Annotated in this window: 14 protein-coding genes; 5 read left to right on the top strand and 9 right to left on the bottom strand. The window is 67.7% G+C overall.

All coding sequences use genetic code 11. The features are described 5' to 3' along the window. Positions 1-65: 65 nt before the first annotated feature. A complete protein-coding gene (locus ABMA10_RS06285; protein ID WP_347867009.1) occupies positions 66-188 on the bottom strand; it encodes a hypothetical protein in 123 nt (40 codons plus the stop codon). 71 nt (positions 189-259) lie between these two features. On the opposite strand from ABMA10_RS06285, the gene ABMA10_RS06280 reads away from it, so the two are divergent. Continuing rightward, a complete protein-coding gene (locus ABMA10_RS06280) occupies positions 260-1210 on the top strand; it encodes a LysR family transcriptional regulator (protein ID WP_347867010.1) in 951 nt (316 codons plus the stop codon). Between the two features lie 216 nt (positions 1211-1426). Here ABMA10_RS06280 and ABMA10_RS06275 read toward each other — a convergent pair whose 3' ends face one another. Further along, positions 1427-2125 (bottom strand): DedA family protein, encoded by a 699-nt coding sequence (locus ABMA10_RS06275; protein WP_347867011.1) that lies wholly within the window; start codon positions 2123-2125, stop codon positions 1427-1429. A 150-nt stretch (positions 2126-2275) separates the two neighbouring features. Here ABMA10_RS06275 and ABMA10_RS06270 point away from each other — a divergent pair, with 150 nt between their 5' ends. Continuing rightward, the gene (locus ABMA10_RS06270) at positions 2276-3151 is read left to right on the top strand and encodes an exodeoxyribonuclease III (protein WP_347867012.1); all 876 of its coding nucleotides are present in this window, start codon (positions 2276-2278) and stop codon (positions 3149-3151) included. Positions 3152-3228: 77 nt separating this feature from the next. On the opposite strand, the gene ABMA10_RS06265 is transcribed toward ABMA10_RS06270, so the two are convergent. From ABMA10_RS06265 to ABMA10_RS06250, 4 genes are all read right to left on the bottom strand, one after another. Beyond that, a complete protein-coding gene (locus ABMA10_RS06265) occupies positions 3229-4806 on the bottom strand; it encodes a DUF4832 domain-containing protein (protein WP_347867013.1) in 1578 nt (525 codons plus the stop codon). 142 nt (positions 4807-4948) lie between these two features. After that, complete coding sequence (locus tag ABMA10_RS06260; RefSeq protein WP_347867049.1) at positions 4949-6466, bottom strand: amino acid permease; 1518 nt, start codon at positions 6464-6466, stop codon at positions 4949-4951. 229 nt (positions 6467-6695) lie between these two features. Next, positions 6696-8252, bottom strand: a complete 1557-nt coding sequence (locus ABMA10_RS06255; RefSeq protein ID WP_431031303.1) for an amino acid permease — start codon at positions 8250-8252, stop codon at positions 6696-6698. Between the two features lie 126 nt (positions 8253-8378). After that, positions 8379-9299 carry an AEC family transporter gene (locus ABMA10_RS06250; protein WP_347867015.1) on the bottom strand — a complete coding sequence of 307 codons (921 nt, stop codon included), beginning with the start codon at positions 9297-9299 and terminating at the stop codon, positions 8379-8381. 163 nt (positions 9300-9462) lie between these two features. On the opposite strand from ABMA10_RS06250, the gene ABMA10_RS06245 reads away from it, so the two are divergent. Then, positions 9463-10560, top strand: a complete 1098-nt coding sequence (locus ABMA10_RS06245; protein ID WP_347867016.1) for a Glu/Leu/Phe/Val dehydrogenase family protein — start codon at positions 9463-9465, stop codon at positions 10558-10560. An 81-nt stretch (positions 10561-10641) separates the two neighbouring features. On the opposite strand, the gene ABMA10_RS06240 is transcribed toward ABMA10_RS06245, so the two are convergent. Both ABMA10_RS06240 and ABMA10_RS06235 read right to left on the bottom strand, forming a co-directional pair. Further along, the gene (locus tag ABMA10_RS06240) at positions 10642-11655 is read right to left on the bottom strand and encodes an NADP-dependent oxidoreductase (RefSeq protein WP_347867017.1); all 1014 of its coding nucleotides are present in this window, start codon (positions 11653-11655) and stop codon (positions 10642-10644) included. A 94-nt stretch (positions 11656-11749) separates the two neighbouring features. Next, on the bottom strand, positions 11750-12136 hold the full coding sequence (locus ABMA10_RS06235) for a DUF1304 domain-containing protein (protein WP_347867018.1): 387 nt from the start codon (positions 12134-12136) through the stop codon (positions 11750-11752). A gap of 133 nt (positions 12137-12269) precedes the next feature. Here ABMA10_RS06235 and ABMA10_RS06230 point away from each other — a divergent pair, with 133 nt between their 5' ends. Then, a complete protein-coding gene (locus ABMA10_RS06230; RefSeq protein WP_431031302.1) occupies positions 12270-12851 on the top strand; it encodes a TetR/AcrR family transcriptional regulator in 582 nt (193 codons plus the stop codon). A 407-nt stretch (positions 12852-13258) separates the two neighbouring features. Beyond that, the gene (locus tag ABMA10_RS06225; protein WP_347867020.1) at positions 13259-14692 is read left to right on the top strand and encodes a DUF6421 family protein; all 1434 of its coding nucleotides are present in this window, start codon (positions 13259-13261) and stop codon (positions 14690-14692) included. A gap of 69 nt (positions 14693-14761) precedes the next feature. Here the strand turns inward: ABMA10_RS06225 and ABMA10_RS06220 are convergent, their stop codons facing one another. Further along, complete coding sequence (locus ABMA10_RS06220; protein WP_347867021.1) at positions 14762-15997, bottom strand: serine hydrolase domain-containing protein; 1236 nt, start codon at positions 15995-15997, stop codon at positions 14762-14764. Between the last annotated feature and the right edge of the window lie 4 nt (positions 15998-16001).

Here is a 16001-nt window from a genome sequence, read left to right as displayed (position 1 = left end):
CCCCACGGCGACGAGTCGCACGGGGAGGCCGGGATGCGCCGACGCGAGGTCGGCGGGTACGGAGTCTAGAAGGACTTCGGGTAGGAGCGGGCCGGGATGGCACGGTAGCCGTCACGCTTGACGACGACGACAGTGCCTGCGGCTGCACCTGCAGCGAGGAGGGCGATAATGCCGAAGAAGATGGTCATGTTCCTATGAAACATCCGATCCCGATGAAGGACAAGCTCACAATACTGCCGATACTCGGTAGCCTGGCTACATGGACGTACGGCGGCTTGATCTGCTTCGGGAGCTCGCCGAGCGCGGGACCGTCCACGCCGTCGCCGAGGCCACACACCGGACGCCCTCCGCGGTCTCGCAACAACTGAAGGTACTCGAACGGGAGGCCGGCCTCCCGCTCACCGAGCGACGCGGTCGTGGACTCGTCCTGACCGATGCGGGCCGCGCGCTCGCCGCCAGCGCCACCGATGTCGCCATCGCCATCGAACGCGCGACGAGCGTCTGGGACGAGTACCGCAACCACCCGACGGGCACCGTCACGGTCGCGACCTTCCCCACCTTCGGGCAGATGGTGATCCCCGCAGCCCTCCGCAGCCTGGAATCCGTCCCCGGGCTCAGGGTCGAGATCAGCGACCGAGATCCCGAACTCGAGGACTTCCCGGCCCTCGCAGCCGATTTCGACATCGTCATCGCACACGCCATCAGCGGCGAGCGCAGCTGGGTACGACGCGGGCTGAAGACGACGGCGCTCCTCGCCGAACCGCTCGACGTCGTCCTCCCGGTCGGACACCGGTTGAGCGGCCACACGGCCCTGACTCCGGCCGACCTCGCGGACGAATCGTGGATCGGAGTCCCCGTCGGCTACCCACTCGATCGACTGCTGCGGAGTATCGAGGCCGAGTCGGGCGGCGAACTCCGCGTCGTGCAGCGGGTGAGCGACAACCGCATCGCGGAGGCCATGGTGGTCGCCGGTATCGGGATCGCCCTCCTTCCCCGCTACACGGCGAGCGGTCCGGAACGCGGGATCATCCTGCGTCCGGTGGAGGGTCTCGATGCGACGAGGCGCATCGTCGCACTGTCGCGCCCTGATCGTGCCGAGCGGCTGGCGGTGCGGACGGTGCTCGACGTCATCCGTGCCGAGGCGCACGCGGTCGCCGCCTCGCACACCGCGCCGGAACCGGACGAGCTCACCTCCCCGCGCTGGATCTGACCGCGACCCACCGGCCCACCCCACCGATCCACCTGGACGTCTCTCCGGACATCTCTCTGGACATCTCTCTGGACATCTCTCTGGACATCTCTGTTTCCTCTCTTCCCTAACTCAGGAAAGTGTCGGCGTGTCGTCGTGCGCGCTCGGCGGGGAGCCCCGCCACGCCGGACGGCTCCTGAGTTAGGGAGGTTTTCAAGCTGTGGGGAGTGGGCGGGATCAGTCGCCGAGCGGGTCCGGCGATCGACGCTCCCGGACGAGCCGCCGCGCGCCGAGCGACACGACCGCGACCGCCGCCACGATGACGGCCACGATCACGATGCGCTGCAGGATCCCCGCATAGTCCTCGACGATGTGCCACTGCTCGCCGAGGAAGAAGCCCGCGAGCACGAAGATGGTGTTCCAGATCGCGCTACCAGCCGTGGTGAGGAGGATGAAACGCAGCACCGGCATGCGTTCGACGCCTGCCGGGATGGAGATGAGGCTCCGGAACACCGGGATCATCCGGCCGAAGAACACCGCCTTCGAGCCGTGCTTCAGGAACCAGGCTTCGACGCGGTCGACGTCCGAGAGCTTCACGAGCGGGACGCGCTCGGCGAGACGACGCATACGGGTACGACCGAGCAGCGCACCGATCGCGTACAGGGCGAGGGCTCCGACGAGCGAACCGGCAGTGGTCCAGAGGAGCACGTCGAGCAGCCCGAGCTTGCCCTGACTGGCGGTGAACCCGGCGAGCGGGAGGATGATCTCGCTCGGCAACGGCGGGAACAGGTTCTCGAGAGCGATCGCGATGGCGGCACCGGGCCCGCCGAGCGTCTCCATGAGGCCGACGGCCCAATCGGCGACACCCGACAAGGCACTGGCGTCACCGTCCTGTGTGGTCTGGGGGCGGATACTGGCGGCGGCGAACGTCGTCATGCCTTCGACGGTACGCGACGCCTTCCGCCTCTCCCTGGGAACCTCCGCCCAATCCACTCAGGCGGGTCCGACCAGTCGGACGGGTCGGGTCACTCGGGCGGGTCGGGCCACCGGCCGCAGGAAGTCGGTGCGGTTCGATAGCGTTGGTGCATGCGCATCGCCACATGGAACGTCAACTCGATCCGTACCCGCGTCGGACGGGTGGTCGACTGGCTCGTCCGCGAGGACGTCGACGTCCTCGCGATGCAGGAACTCAAGTGCAAGAACGATCAGTTCCCGATGGAGGCCTTCACGAAGGCCGGCTACCAGGTGGAACTCCACGGCCTCAGCCAGTGGAACGGTGTCGGCATCGCGAGTCGTCTCCCGATGGAGGATGTGCAAGTCGGCTTCCCCGACATGCCGGGCTTCGGGAAGCCGCCCGCGAGCCTGGCGCTCGACGGGCCCGGCTTCGACGCCGAGGGTCTGCCGCTCGAAGCCCGCGCCATCGGAGCGACCGTCGACGGCGTCCGACTCTGGAGCCTCTACGTGCCCAACGGCCGCGCCGTGGGCGACCCGCACTACGACTACAAACTCCGCTGGCTCGCCGCGCTCGAAGCCGACACCCAGCGCTGGCTGGCCGAGAACCCGGACCTCCCGCTCGCGCTCATGGGCGACTGGAACGTCGCACCGCTCGACTCCGATGTCGGCGACCCGAGCTTCGGCCCGGGCTCCACGCACATCTCGGCTCCTGAGCGCGCAGCACTCGCAGCCTTCGAGACCGCCGGCCTCACCGACACGGTCCGCCCGTTCGTCCCGGAGGGGTACACCTTCTGGGACTACAAGCAGCTGCGCTTCCCACGCAACGAGGGCCTGCGCATCGACTTCATCTACGGCTCCGAAGCCTTCTCGGACCACGTCGTCGACGCGTCGATCCACCGGAACGAGCGCAAGGGCGACAGCCCGAGCGACCACGTCCCCGTCGTCGTCGATCTCGACTTCTCACTCTCCGACGAGGAGAGCGACGACTCACCGATGATCTTCGGCTGACGCACGCCGCCGGCCCACGCTGCACACAGATCCGGGCCGACCACCCCGCACGGGAAGGTCAGTCCGGATCAGTGCGATCAGCGGCTGGTCGCGCGGCGTCGGGTCAACAGGAGGGCGAGACCCCCGAGGACGATCACGGAGCCACCCAGGACCGCGGGGAAGACCGTCGACACACCGGTGTCCGGCAGACGGGCGGCTGCACCGGCGACCGGCTCGGCCATGATCACACCGTCGGCGATCGTCACCTGCCGCTGCAGGTCGTTCACACCGGCGGCCGGATCCCAGGTGCCGACGTTCGCCGTCTGCACCGCGAACAGCGGGTTCGCCGCGACGGAGTCGTGCGTCGCAGGCAATGACAACGCCGTGTCGTACTGACCGGCCGGCACGTCGGTGAGTGCTGCCGAGATCGTGACCGTCTGACCAGCACCCCACGTGCGCGCATCGGCACCGAACGGCACACGGACGGTGCGTTCCTCGTTGGTGAGGACGAGGTACGCCGGCCGACTGTTGTAGGGAGCCGCCCATCCGTCATTGCGCAGTGTGACCGACAGGGTGCCGTCGACCACGGCACTCTGCGTCATCACGAAGCGGTACCCGAGTCGCTTCGCCGTGGTGTCGAGGTTCTCCTGCCCCCAGGACTGCAGGACCGTCTGCAGGTAGTCCCAGTTGAGGTAGCTGAAGTTGTACCGTTCCATCTCCGCAGATGCGCTCTCCCACTCGGAACGCGGCGGGTTCACGTTGCACGTCTCGCCTCCGACGGGCACCCAGTCGCTCTCCTGCGCCAGGTAGTCCTGGTCGAGGGAGATCGGGTCGGACAGGTATGTGCCCCAATCGTCCGGAGCGGCCAGGAAGCAGTCGTTGTGGTGGCCGATGCGTGAGATGGGACTGCCGTCGAACGCCTGCGCTGCGGTGATGGCGCCGGCGGTGCCCGTCGCGACGCCGAGGATGTTCTGCTTCATGTTCATCGTGCGGACCTGGATGGAGCGATCGGCCGGGACGGCGACGAGCAGCGCCTCCACGACCGCGCGCCGCTTCGCCCAGTCCTCCTCGGTGAGCACCCCGGGATTCGTCGGGTCGCTCGCGAAGTGGTCCGTGTAGTACCCCTCACCCCAGAGCCCGACGAAACCAGCCTGTACGACGGAGATCACGTCGGAGTTGTCCTGGAAGATCGGCGTGAGCTGTGCGATGTGGGTGAGGACGATGTCGAGCGGCGCATCCCCATACGGTGCCGTGTACGGCCAATCGCCACCCGCAAGGTAGGCGAAGCGCGGGATGATCGAGATGCCAGCTTCACGTGCGGCGTCGAAGTCGGCTTGCACCAGTGCGAGCCAGGCGGGGTCGAGGGTCGGTTCGGCCACGAAGCGTTCCATGTAGAACACCCGCACCAGTTCCGTGATGCCCTCCTCGCGATACGAGGCGAGCGTCGGAACGTCGAGCGGGGTGTAGCCGGGACCACCTTCCCGGTCCGCCGGGTAGTAGTGCGTGTTGTTGGTGTGGTCGAAACCACGTTCCGGGTTGGCGATGATCGCGTCGCTTGCTTCGTAGTCCAGCACGTCCGCGAGCGGAGCGGGAGCTGCCTGGGCGGCACTGATCGGGGTCGCTATGACGATGCCGGCAGCGATGACGACTGCGGCGAGACGAAGGCGATGGTTCACGGAGGGCTCCAACTGGGTCCGGTCGTGCGTGGATGAGGTTGCCGACATCCTGCTGACCCTGCCCACCGTTCTGCAAGAGATTGCTCGAAAGCGCCCAGAAGTGATCAGTATCGCTTAGCGGTTTCCTCGTCGCACGCTGCCATCAGGGCTTCGGACCGCTGCCGCGCTTGCGACGGTTCGCGTCGATCGCCGGACGCTCGGCGACGACGGGCCAGGTACCGGTGTGCCCCTCGCGCGCAGCAGCAGCAGCGAGGATGCGAGGCTTCGCAGCGAACCAGCCGACGATGAGGAGCGGGATGACCAGCACGAGGGAGGCGAGCACCCAGCGACCGGTCTCCGAGAACCCCATCGTCACGAGCACGAAGACGAGGAACGCGAGCGTGAGGTAGGACGTGAAGGGCGCGCCGAACAGTCGGAACGATGGTCGCTCGAGCTTGCCCTGCTTCGCCCAGCGCTGCAGTTGGATCTGGCAGAGCATGATCGTCGCCCAGCCGCCGATGATGCCGATCGCCGAGATCTCGAGCACGATCTCGAAGGCCTTCGACGGCACGAGCGCGTTGAGCCCGACACCGAGCAGCGTGAGGGCGGCGGTCAGCAGGATGCCGCCGTACGGCACACCGTTCTTGCTCATCCTGCCGGTGAACGCGGGCGCGGAACCGTTGACGGCCATGGAGCGGAGGATCCGGCCGGTCGAGTAGAGGCCTGCATTGAGGCTCGACAGCGCGGCCGTCAGCACCACGAAGTTCATGACCGAGGCTGAGATCGCCCCCGCCTGCTCCGAGCCGATGTGCGAGAAGAAGGTGACGAACGGGCTCTCCCCCGACTGGTACGCGGTGTACGGCAGCAGCAGCGACAGCAGCAGCACCGATCCGACGTAGAAGATCGCGATCCGGAAGATGACCGTGTTGACGGCCTTCGGCATGATCTTCTTCGGCTCGGCCGTCTCGCCGGCAGCCGTACCGACGAGCTCGATGGCCGCATAGGCGAAGACGACGCCCGAGATCGCGATCATGGGCGCGAACGCTCCGACCGGGAACAGCCCGCCGTTGTCACCGATCACCGAGAAGCCGACAGCCCCGATGTCGGTCCGACCGCCGAAGACGATGAAGCAGACGCCGACGATGAGGAACACGACGAGCGCGGAAACCTTGATGAGCGCGAACCAGAACTCCATCTCGCCGAAGAGCTTCACCGAGACGAGGTTGAGCGACAGGACGATGACGAGGGCGACGAGCGCGAACACCCATTGCGGGAAGTCCTCGAGCTCCTGCCAGCCGAACAGTTTGCCGAAGGTCTTGACGTAGAGCGCCGCCGCGGTGACGTCGACGATCGACGTCATGGCCCAGTTGAGGAAGTAGAGCCAGCCCGCGCCGAACGCCATCTTCTCGCCATAGAACTCGCGGGCGTATGAGATGAAGGAACCGGACGAGGGACGGTGCAGGACCAGCTCGCCGAGCGCACGGAGGATGAGGAACGCGAAGAATCCGCAGAGCGCGTAGACGAGGATGAGGGACGGGCCAGCGCTGTTCAGCCGACCACCCGCACCGAGGAACAGGCCGGTCCCGATCGCGCCGCCGATGGCGATCATCTGGATCTGCCGCGGCTTGAGGGTCTTGTGGTACCCCTCCTCTTCGCTCGAGAAGTCCTGGACCGCGAGCATCTCGTCGCCGACGGTCTCCCGGTAGTTCTCCAGCTCGCCCGCCCGCTCGTGTTGCGGCGATCGGCCTTCGGTCGGTGACGTGCCTTCGGTCATGGGGTTCCCCTCGGATCCGGGTGTCGGTCGGCACGGCATCGTGTCGCGGCTTGCACCACGTTAGTCGGTACCGTTCGCTTTTTCCGGCCACCGCTGTCCGATTTTCGGGGGACATCGAAGGGCGCTTACCCGTCGCTCACGACTCCGGTCGGGGCTCCTCGGGACGGGCCGCCTCATGAGCAGGACGCTCCGCCACGACCGGGAACGAACCGGTGTAGCCGACGCGCGCCGCAGCCGCAGCCGCGATGCCCGGGCGGGCCGCATGCCATTCGATGACGAGCGCCGGGACGATGATCACGATCGATGCGAGCACCCAGCGCCCGGTCTCCGAGAAGCTCAGCGAGACGAGCACGAACGCGAGGAACGCCAGGGTGAGGTAAGCCGTGAACGGTGCACCAGGCATCCGGAACGCCGGGCGTTCGAGTAGCCCCAGCTTCGCGCGACGCTGGAGCGCGATCTGGCACAGCACGATCGTCGCCCACCCGCCGACGACCCCGAGCGCCGACATCTCGAGCACCACCTCGAACGCCTTCGACGGCGCGACCGCGTTGAGGACGACACCGAGCAGGGTGATCGCCCCCGCGAGCAGGATCCCGCCGTACGGCACGCCGGACCGGCTCATCCGGGCCATCGATCGCGGAGCGGAGCCGTTCGCGGCCATCGAGCGCAGGATGCGGCCGGTCGAGTAGAGGCCTGCGTTCAGACCGGACAGAGCCGCGGTGAGGACGACGAGGTTCATGACCGACGCCGCCACGGAGCCCGCCTCAGGTGAACCGATGTGAGAGAAGAAGGTGACGAACGGGCTGACGCCGGCCTCGTAGGCCGAGTACGGGAGCAGGAGCGAGAGCAACAGCACTGAGCCGACATAGAAGATCGCGATTCGGAAGATGACGGCGTTGACGGCCTTCGGGATGCTCCGTCGGGGTTCCGCGGTCTCGCCCGCCGCGATCCCGACAAGCTCGATCGCCGCGTACGCGAAGACCACACCGCTGATAGCCACGAGCGGCGCGAACGCACCGAGCGGGAACAGCCCGCCGGCGTCGGCGATGAGGGAGAAGCCTGTCTCGCCCAGATCGGTCCGGCCACCGAAGACGATGAAGCAGATGCCGAATACGAGGAAGATCACGAGCGCCGCCACCTTGACGAGCGCCAGCCAGAACTCCATCTCGCCGAACACCTTCACGGACACCAGGTTCAGCGCGATGACGACGACGAGCGCGATGAGTGCGAAGATCCACTGCGGGAACTGCTCGAGTTCAGGCCAGTCCATCAGGCGACCGAAGGTCTTCAGGTAGATCGCTATCGCCGTGACGTCGACGATCGCGACCATCGCCCAGTTCATGAAGTACAACCAGCCGGCTCCGAATGCGAGCTTCTCGCCGTAGAACTCGCGCGCGTAGGAGATGAACGACCCCGACGACGGACGATGGAGCACGAGCTCGCCGAGCGCCCTCAGGATGAAGAACGCGAACAAACCGCAGACCGCATAGACGAGCATCAGTGCGGGGCCCGCGCTGGCGAGCCGCCCTCCGGCACCGAGGAAGAGCCCTGTCCCGATGGCTCCACCGAGCGCGATCATCTGGATCTGCCGCGAGGACAGGCTGTGATGGTATCCCTGCTCCTCGGCACTGAAGTCGCTCGAGGGGTCGGACGAGGGCGAGCCCTGCGATGGATCTGCTGACGACTGCGTCACGCTGGTCTCCGTTCGTCGTGGTGCGACGCGTCCCAGCGCGCCGCATGAGTACCATCGACTCTAGCAAGATATGCACATCTGAAACCTGGAGTATCAGAATCTGTAACAAAAACGGATGAAGATATTTCAGGCGAGCAGCGCTGCGACGACGAGGAGGACCGGTACGGAGAGGATCGTCGTGAGCAGGACGGTGTCGCGCGCAAGCGCGACCCCCTGGTCGTAACGGCTCGCGAAGTTGTAGACGTTCTGCGCTGCAGGCAGCCCGGCGAGGATCACCGAGGCGAAGAGCGGTGCTCCGCTCAGGCCGAAACCGAAGTGTGCAATGAGGTAGGCGAACAACGGCATGCAGACGGACTTGATCGCCGTCGCGACGAAGATCTCGCGGCGACCGCTGCCGGCCTGCAGGGGCCGCATCCCGTGCAACGACATGCCGAACGCCATGAGGATGAGCGGTACCGCTGCACCTCCGATGAGTTCGAACGGTGCCATCACCGGCTCGGGGAGCCGCACACCGAACAGGTTGAGGACGACGCCGATGATGGAGGCGACGATCATCGGATTCCGGAACGGCTGCGTGATGATCCCGACGAACGACACGGAGCCGCGTTGCCGCACATCGAGGATGGTGAGCGCGATGGGCGCGAAGATCAGCAGCTGCAACAGGATGACCGGAGCGACGTAGCCCGCCTCACCGAGCACGTAGACCGCGACCGGGATGCCGATGTTGTTCGCGTTGACGTACGCCGAGCCGAGCGCGCCGATCGTCGCGACCGAGACGTCCTTCCGCAACCACACGGCGTTCAGGAGCAGGAACAGCGCGGCGGCCGCCAGCGCGCTCGCGAGCGCCACCCAGATGAAACTGCTGAAGACCTCGTGGAGGTCGGCGGTGGCGAGCACGGTGAAGAGCAGCGCGGGGTTGGTCACGAAGAAGGCCATGCGGTTGAGCACGTGCCCGGTCGTCGGGCCGCCGATCTCCAGGCGCCCGGCGACATAGCCGACGAGGATGACGGTGCCGATGATCGCGAACCCCGTCAGCACTCCACCCATGCGCTCCAGCCTAGGTGCAGCGTGACGACGGCTCCCGAGGCGAGGCGGTTGTGGTCGAGCCGGTGGCGCGCGAGAATCTGTGGAGGAGGCTCGGGCACCACCACCGATCCGGTCTCCGCTCCCACCAGGAGCCCGCACCAATCACCCACGAGGAGATCCGACGATGGCGTCATTCGACCCCGTCGCGTCCAGCGACGCGATGCACAGCACCACCCTTCCCCACGAACGCCTCTCGATCACGAGCGGTCCACGATCGGGCTTGACCATCAGCGTCGCCCTGCACTCGACCACGCTCGGCCCGGCGCTCGGCGGAGCCCGACTCTGGAAGTACGAGAACTGGCTCGACGCCGTCGACGACTCCCTCCGACTCGCGGCGGGGATGACGATGAAGAACGCGGCGGCCGGCCTCGCGCACGGCGGCGGCAAGTCCGTCATCCACCTGCCGATGGGGCGCAGCCTCGACGCCGACGAGCGCCGCGACGCCATGCTCGACCTCGGTGACGCGGTCGAAGCACTCGGCGGCTCGTACCGGACCGCCGAGGACGTCGGGACGACCGCCGAGGACATGGCCGTCGTCGCCGAGCGCACGAACAACGTGAGCGGGCTGCCCGCCGACCGCGGCGGCGTCGGCGAGCCGAGCGACGCGACCGCTGCCGGCGTCCACGCGGCGGTCACGGCGACCCTGGAGACGGTCTTCGGCACCCCACTCGTCGCCGGGCACCGCGCGACGATCTCAGGCCTCGGCCAGGTCGGCGGCCGTCTCGCGAGGCGTCTCGCCGCCGAGGGTGCACGACTCATCGTCACGGACGTCGACCCGCGCAAGCGTGCTCTCGCCGAGGAGATCGGTGCGAGCTGGATCGAGCCGGGCGACGAGCACCTCGTCGAGACCGACCTCTTCATCCCGTGCGGTGTCGGCGGTGCGATCAACAGCCGCATCATCGGCCAGCTGCGTTGCCGCGCGGTCGTCGGGGCGGCCAACAACCAACTCGCGACACGTGCGGACGCCGTCACGCTCGAGGAGCGCGGCATCCTGTGGGCACCGGACTTCGTCGCGAACGCCGGAGGTGTGATCTACCTCGCGATGGCTTCCGAGCCGGGAGCCGACGCCGCAGCCATCGAGCACCGTGTCGCCGCGATCGGTCGGACCGTGCAGTCCATCTACCGTGATGCGGCCGCGGAGGGCATCACCACTCTGGAAGCGGCCGAACGGCTGGCGATGGCACGGATCGATGCCGCCGCCGGCGTCCTCGCAACCGTGTGACCGCAACGCGCGGTTCGTCCGCCCGAATCTGGGCGAGCGAACCGCGCGTCGCCCACATGTGGGCGGACGAACCGGGGAACGTCAGAGCTTGACGACCATCTTGCCGGTGTTGGCCCCGCGCATCAGCGCGAGGAACGCGTCGAGCGTGTGGTCGATCCCCTCGAAGACGGTCTCGTCGAAGACGACGTCGCCGGACTGGAGCCAGGCGCCCATCTCGGCCGAGAACGCCGGGAAGTGCTGGACGTAGTTGCCGACCGTGAAGCCCGTGAGCGTGAGGCCCCGGGTCACGATGTTCGAGAGGTTCCGTGGTCCTTCGGCGCTCTCGGTGTCGTTGATCTGGGAGATGACACCACACAGCGCAGCGCGCCCGCCGTCGTTGAAGGCGCCGATCGCGGCTTCGAGGTGCTCTCCACCCACGTTGTCGAAGTACACGTCGATGCCGTCGGGGGCGGCCGATGCGAGCTGCTGCGCAACAGGGCCGTCCTTGTAGTTGAATGCGGCGTCGTAGCCGTACTTCTCGGTCAGCAGGGCGACCTTCTCCGCGGTGCCGGCCGAACCGATGACCCGCTTCGCGCCCTTGAGGCGGGCGATCTGCCCCACCATCGTGCCGACCGCACCGGCCGCTCCGGAGACGAACACGGTGTCACCCTCACGGAATTTCGCGACCTCGAGCAGACCCACGTAGGCCGTGAGTGCCGTCATGCCGAGGACACCGAGATAGGCGGACAGCGGGACGCCCGGCAGCTCTGGCACGACGCGGAAGCCGGCGGCATCCTCCTGGACGACGTCTCGCCAACCGAACTGGTGGAGGACGACGTCGCCGGCTGAGAAGCCCTCGGCCTTCGACTCGACGACGCGGCCGATCGCGCCACCGGTCATCGTCTCGCCCAGCTGATAGGGCGCGACATAGGAGCGGACGTCGTTCATCCGACCGCGCATGTACGGGTCGACGGAGAGGAAGACGTTCTCGACGCGGACCTGGCCGTCCGCGAGCTCGGGCAGTTCGACGGAGACGGTGCGGAAGTCGGTCTCGGTCGGCCAGCCGTTGGGGCGGGCGACGAGCTGGATCTGGGTGCTGAGCGCGGGAGTGTTCACGTGATGCCTTTCCATGGAGCGGTGTTTCGGTGGGGAGGGCGCAGCACGACGTCGGGTTGCGAACGGATCGGGACGCCCGAGTGGGCGCCCGGCCTCAGATCGCGAGGGCGATGAGGAGGATGATGACGCCGAGCGCCGGGGCAGCCCCCTGGACGACAGCCGCGCGCGCCTTGGTGCGGTCCGAGGTGACGAGGACCAGGGACGCGAGCAGCATCGACCCGGCGGAGGCGAACACGAGTGCCGCTCCGATCCCGGTCGCTCCGGCGACGAGGAAGATGATGCCGACGATAGCGCCGACCGCGAGGAACAGGTTGTAGAAGCCCTGGTTGTAGGCGAGGCCCCGAGTGGTCTCCGCCTCGAGCTCGCTCGTGCCGAAGGTCTTGCGGGTGGCAGGCTCCGTCCAGCGGAGCGACTCCAGGACGAAGATGTAGACGTGGATGAGGGCGGCGATGCCGACGAGGATCAGACTGACGACGAGCATTGACGTGCCTTCCGGTGGTTCGGTCTCCGTTCACCAGGTCTGGCGATTTCTGTACCGATAGGTCTACTATAATAGTAGAACGTTCGGTTCACAACCCCGGTTCCGAATGAGCCCGATCCACCAGGAGGACGCCATGGGACGCACGCAGGAATTCGACACGGTCGCCGTCGTCCAAGCGGCTCGCGACGTCTTCTGGGACCGAGGCTTCGAAGCGACCTCCCTGGCTCACCTCGAAGAGGCGACCGGACTGCGCCGATCCAGCCTTTACCACGCGTTCGAGAGCAAGCGCGGCCTGTTCGATGCCGCCGTGCAGGACTACCTCGACACCGTCATCCGCCCGCGGCTCGCGATCCTCGCCCACGCGACGGACGGGCGCGCCGGCCTCGCCGTCTACTTCGCAGGCGTTCAGACCGTCATCGCGACACTGCCGGACGACTCGCCCCGGCGCGGCTGCCTCCTCCTCAACAGCGCAGCCGGTTTCGCCGGTCACGACGATGCCCTGCGACAGGTGGTCGACGGCTACCGGGCAGAGCTCACCGGCGCCGTCTCCGACGCACTCGCCCTCTCGAGGCCGGATGCCGACACCGAGGAACTCGCCGCAGAGGCACGGCTGCTCACCTCGCTCTCGGTCAGCGCCCTCCTCCTGGCGCGGGTGAACCGCGAGGAAGCCGTCGCCATCCTCGACGTCGCGCTCGCCCAGCTCGACCGCTGGTAGCGGGCGCCCACGACACAAGCGGACGTTTCGAGTCTCGATCCCGGGCGGCCCAGCCTCCTCCACATCGCCGCAGGCCTCGACCACCCGACCTCCGGCGCCGTCCTCATCGATGTGACGCCCGTCGCCGGCACCGACTCGCGCACCGCCTTCGGCATCCAGAGCCGCGCCTGCTGCCATGGCGCACGATCGCGGCGAAGCCCAGTCGTGGCTCTTCCTGGTGGCTGCGGAGCTGATCGCCTCACCGATGGGCCTCGGCACCCGTGCAGTTCCGCAGCGCCAACGGCCGAATGTTGCAGAGAAGTCGCTCCTGACACAAGAAAACTCCGCCTGCTCCGGCTCTACGCTCGAAGGGATCGCTCTTCACCCTGAAGGCGCGGCATCCCTGCACACGCGGAAGGAGGTTCACCATGTCGAACGTCGCCATCACCAACACGAAGAGCATCGTCGGAGAGCCGGAGGTCGTCGAAGACGCACACCTCCTCGTCTCGCACCCGGCGTGGCTGGACCTCAAAGCAGCGGCTGTCGCCCTGCAGGCCGTCCAGGTGAAGGACGGATCGATCCCCGACGCGGGCGACCATGCCACCGCCGCCGAGCACGTCGCGACGATCGCCTCCTCGGTCCGCGAACTCGCTCCGCACTTCCCGCACGACGCCGAGTACCTCGACGCCCTCGTCGCCGACTTCCAGCGCTGGTCGGCTGACGGCTTCGGCGTGCCCGACTTCCTCGACTCGCTCGTCGCCTTCCACCCCGAGCAGCACCGCGTCGACGGCCTCGGACACCTCGTGGTGTTCCCGATGGTCACGCAGAACGGCTCCACCGACCGCCACATCGAGGCCGTCCTCGTCGAGGTCATCTGGCCGGAGTTCATCGCCGCACTCGAAGCCGGCGAGTACACGAACGCCCTGTTCGTGCCGATCCGCTTCATCGACTTCACGCCCGGTTACGACACGAACTCCGCCGTACTCTTCCCCGAGACCGTCGCGATGCGAGCGATCCCCGCGTTCACCTGGGGTGCGATCTTCCAAGACCGCGAGGCCGCACGATACCGCCGGGTCGTCCGCGAGGCCGCGGGCATCACGAAGCTCGACCTCCCTGCGGACGCCGCAGCACTCCTCGAGGACCAGCAGCTCACCGAGGAGACCTTCGTCATGTGGGACCTCATCCACGATCGCACCCACATGCGCGGCGACCTCCCGTTCGATCCCTTCATGATCAAGCAGCGGATGCCGTTCTTCCTGTACTCGCTCGAAGAGTTGCGGTGCGACCTGACGGCGTTCCGCGAGTCGGTGCGACTGCAACGGAGCCTCACCGCTCGCGCGGAGACGGAGGCGCTCGACGAAGCGGATGCGGCGATCCTGCAGCACGCAAAGCTCGTCCAGTACGCCATCATCTTCGACCGCATCTTCCGCTTCGCGATCACCGGCTCCCGCGTGCGCAACTACGACGGACTCGGCGGCCAACTGCTGTTCGCGTGGATGCACCAGCACGGCGTGCTGCACTGGACGGACACCCGGCTGACCATCGACTGGGACGAGGTGCCCGACGTCGTCGTCGCGCTCGGTGAGAGCATCGACGAGCTCTACTGGCGCTCCATCGACCGGCCGAAGATCGCGCACTGGCTCGCCGCCTACGAGCTCGTGTCGACGACGCTCACGCCGCACCCCGCCTCGCTGTGGGCTCGCGGCCTCTCGGACGAGGTCCTGAGCGGTCCGCCGCGTGGCCTCACCGATGCGGTGCTCGACGACGAGTTCCCGCTCTCGATGTTCTACGAGGCGCTCGGCAAGAAGATGACCGACGTGATCGCGTCGACCGTGGGCATCACGGGTCGCTCGGCCGCCTAGTCGCCTCAGCGGGTTCGGCGGGCACCGTGAGGGTGTCCGCCGTACCTGCCGACGGGCGACCCCGCACCGTCATCCGAGCAGCGGGAGCAGCTTCTGGAAGATGTGCGCCGCGAGGTCCGGGTCGATGCTCGTCGCGTTCAACACGATGGCGATACTGCGGCCGGTGTCGACGTCGTGCATCGCGAGCGCCTGGAAGCCGAGACCGTTGCCGGTGTGCCCCCACCAGCTGTCGATCTCGCCCATGCCGAGACCGTACGCGTCGTAGAACGGCGCGTTGACGTCCTCCTTCGGATCAGAAGGGGTCGCGATCCGTTCCGCCTGAGTCGGCCCGTTCAGGAGCACGCCCCCGCCGAGTGCCTCGGCCCACCGAGCGAGGTCCTCCACCGTGCCCGCGAGCCCTCCGGCGGCGGAGAAACCGCTGAACGGGATGGCCGGCAACTCCTCGGCGTCAGGAGCGGACTCGCCGTCGGGCTCGCCGAGCTGGTAGCCGGTCGCTGCAGGATCCGCCATCGCGGGACCGACGGGATAGGCGACCGAGGCGAGCTCGAGCGGGCTGGTGATGCGCTCGCGCACGGAGTCCGCCCACGGCCGACCGTCGAGCGCCTCGACGACGAGTCCGAGCAGGACCGTGTTCGTGTTCGAGTACTCGAACCGCGCCCCCGGCTCGAAGTCGAGCGGCAGTGGCGTCACCGTCGCGAGCAGTTCGGCGTCGGTCCACTCCCGGGTCGGATCTGCGGCGAACGCCGTTTGGAACGCCTCACTGGCGGAGTAGTTCGGGAGCCCTGAACGCATCCCCGCGAGCTGACGCAGGGTGATCTCGGTGCCGCGAGGAATGCGGGGGACGTACTGCTCGATGGGGTCGTCGAGGGTGAGCGCGCCGGCGTCGGCGAGCTGCAGGATCATCGTCACGATGAACGACTTGGTGATGCTGCGATACGCGAAGGTGTCTCCGCTGAAGTCGTCGGAGGGGTCGTCGTCGAGGGTCGCGACCCCGGAGTGCACCGCGACCGTCCCGTCTGGACCGATGTACGACACGGCGATCCCGGGCACGCCGGTCTCGTCGATCGTCGCCTGGAGCACGTCGGCGATGTCCGCGGCGAGCGCGGCGTTCGCGGCGTCGGCGGCGTTCGCGGCGTCGGCTGCGGACGAGGAGGTCGGATCCGGGCCGGTGCCGGTCGTGCAACCGGCGAGCACGATCGCAGCGATGAGCCCGATGGTCGCCCCCAGCAGACGACCGAACCGTGGTCGCCGCGTGCGCGCCACGCCGATCCCTGCGAACTGCGCCGTGTCCTTGCGCTCGTCCATGTCG

The sequence above is a fragment of the Plantibacter sp. RU18 genome (genome assembly GCF_050613355.1).
Taxonomy (GTDB): Bacteria; Actinomycetota; Actinomycetes; order Actinomycetales; family Microbacteriaceae; genus Plantibacter.
The sequence above is the reverse complement of the archived record's forward strand: the minus strand, read 5'-3'. Positions and strand labels throughout refer to the sequence as shown.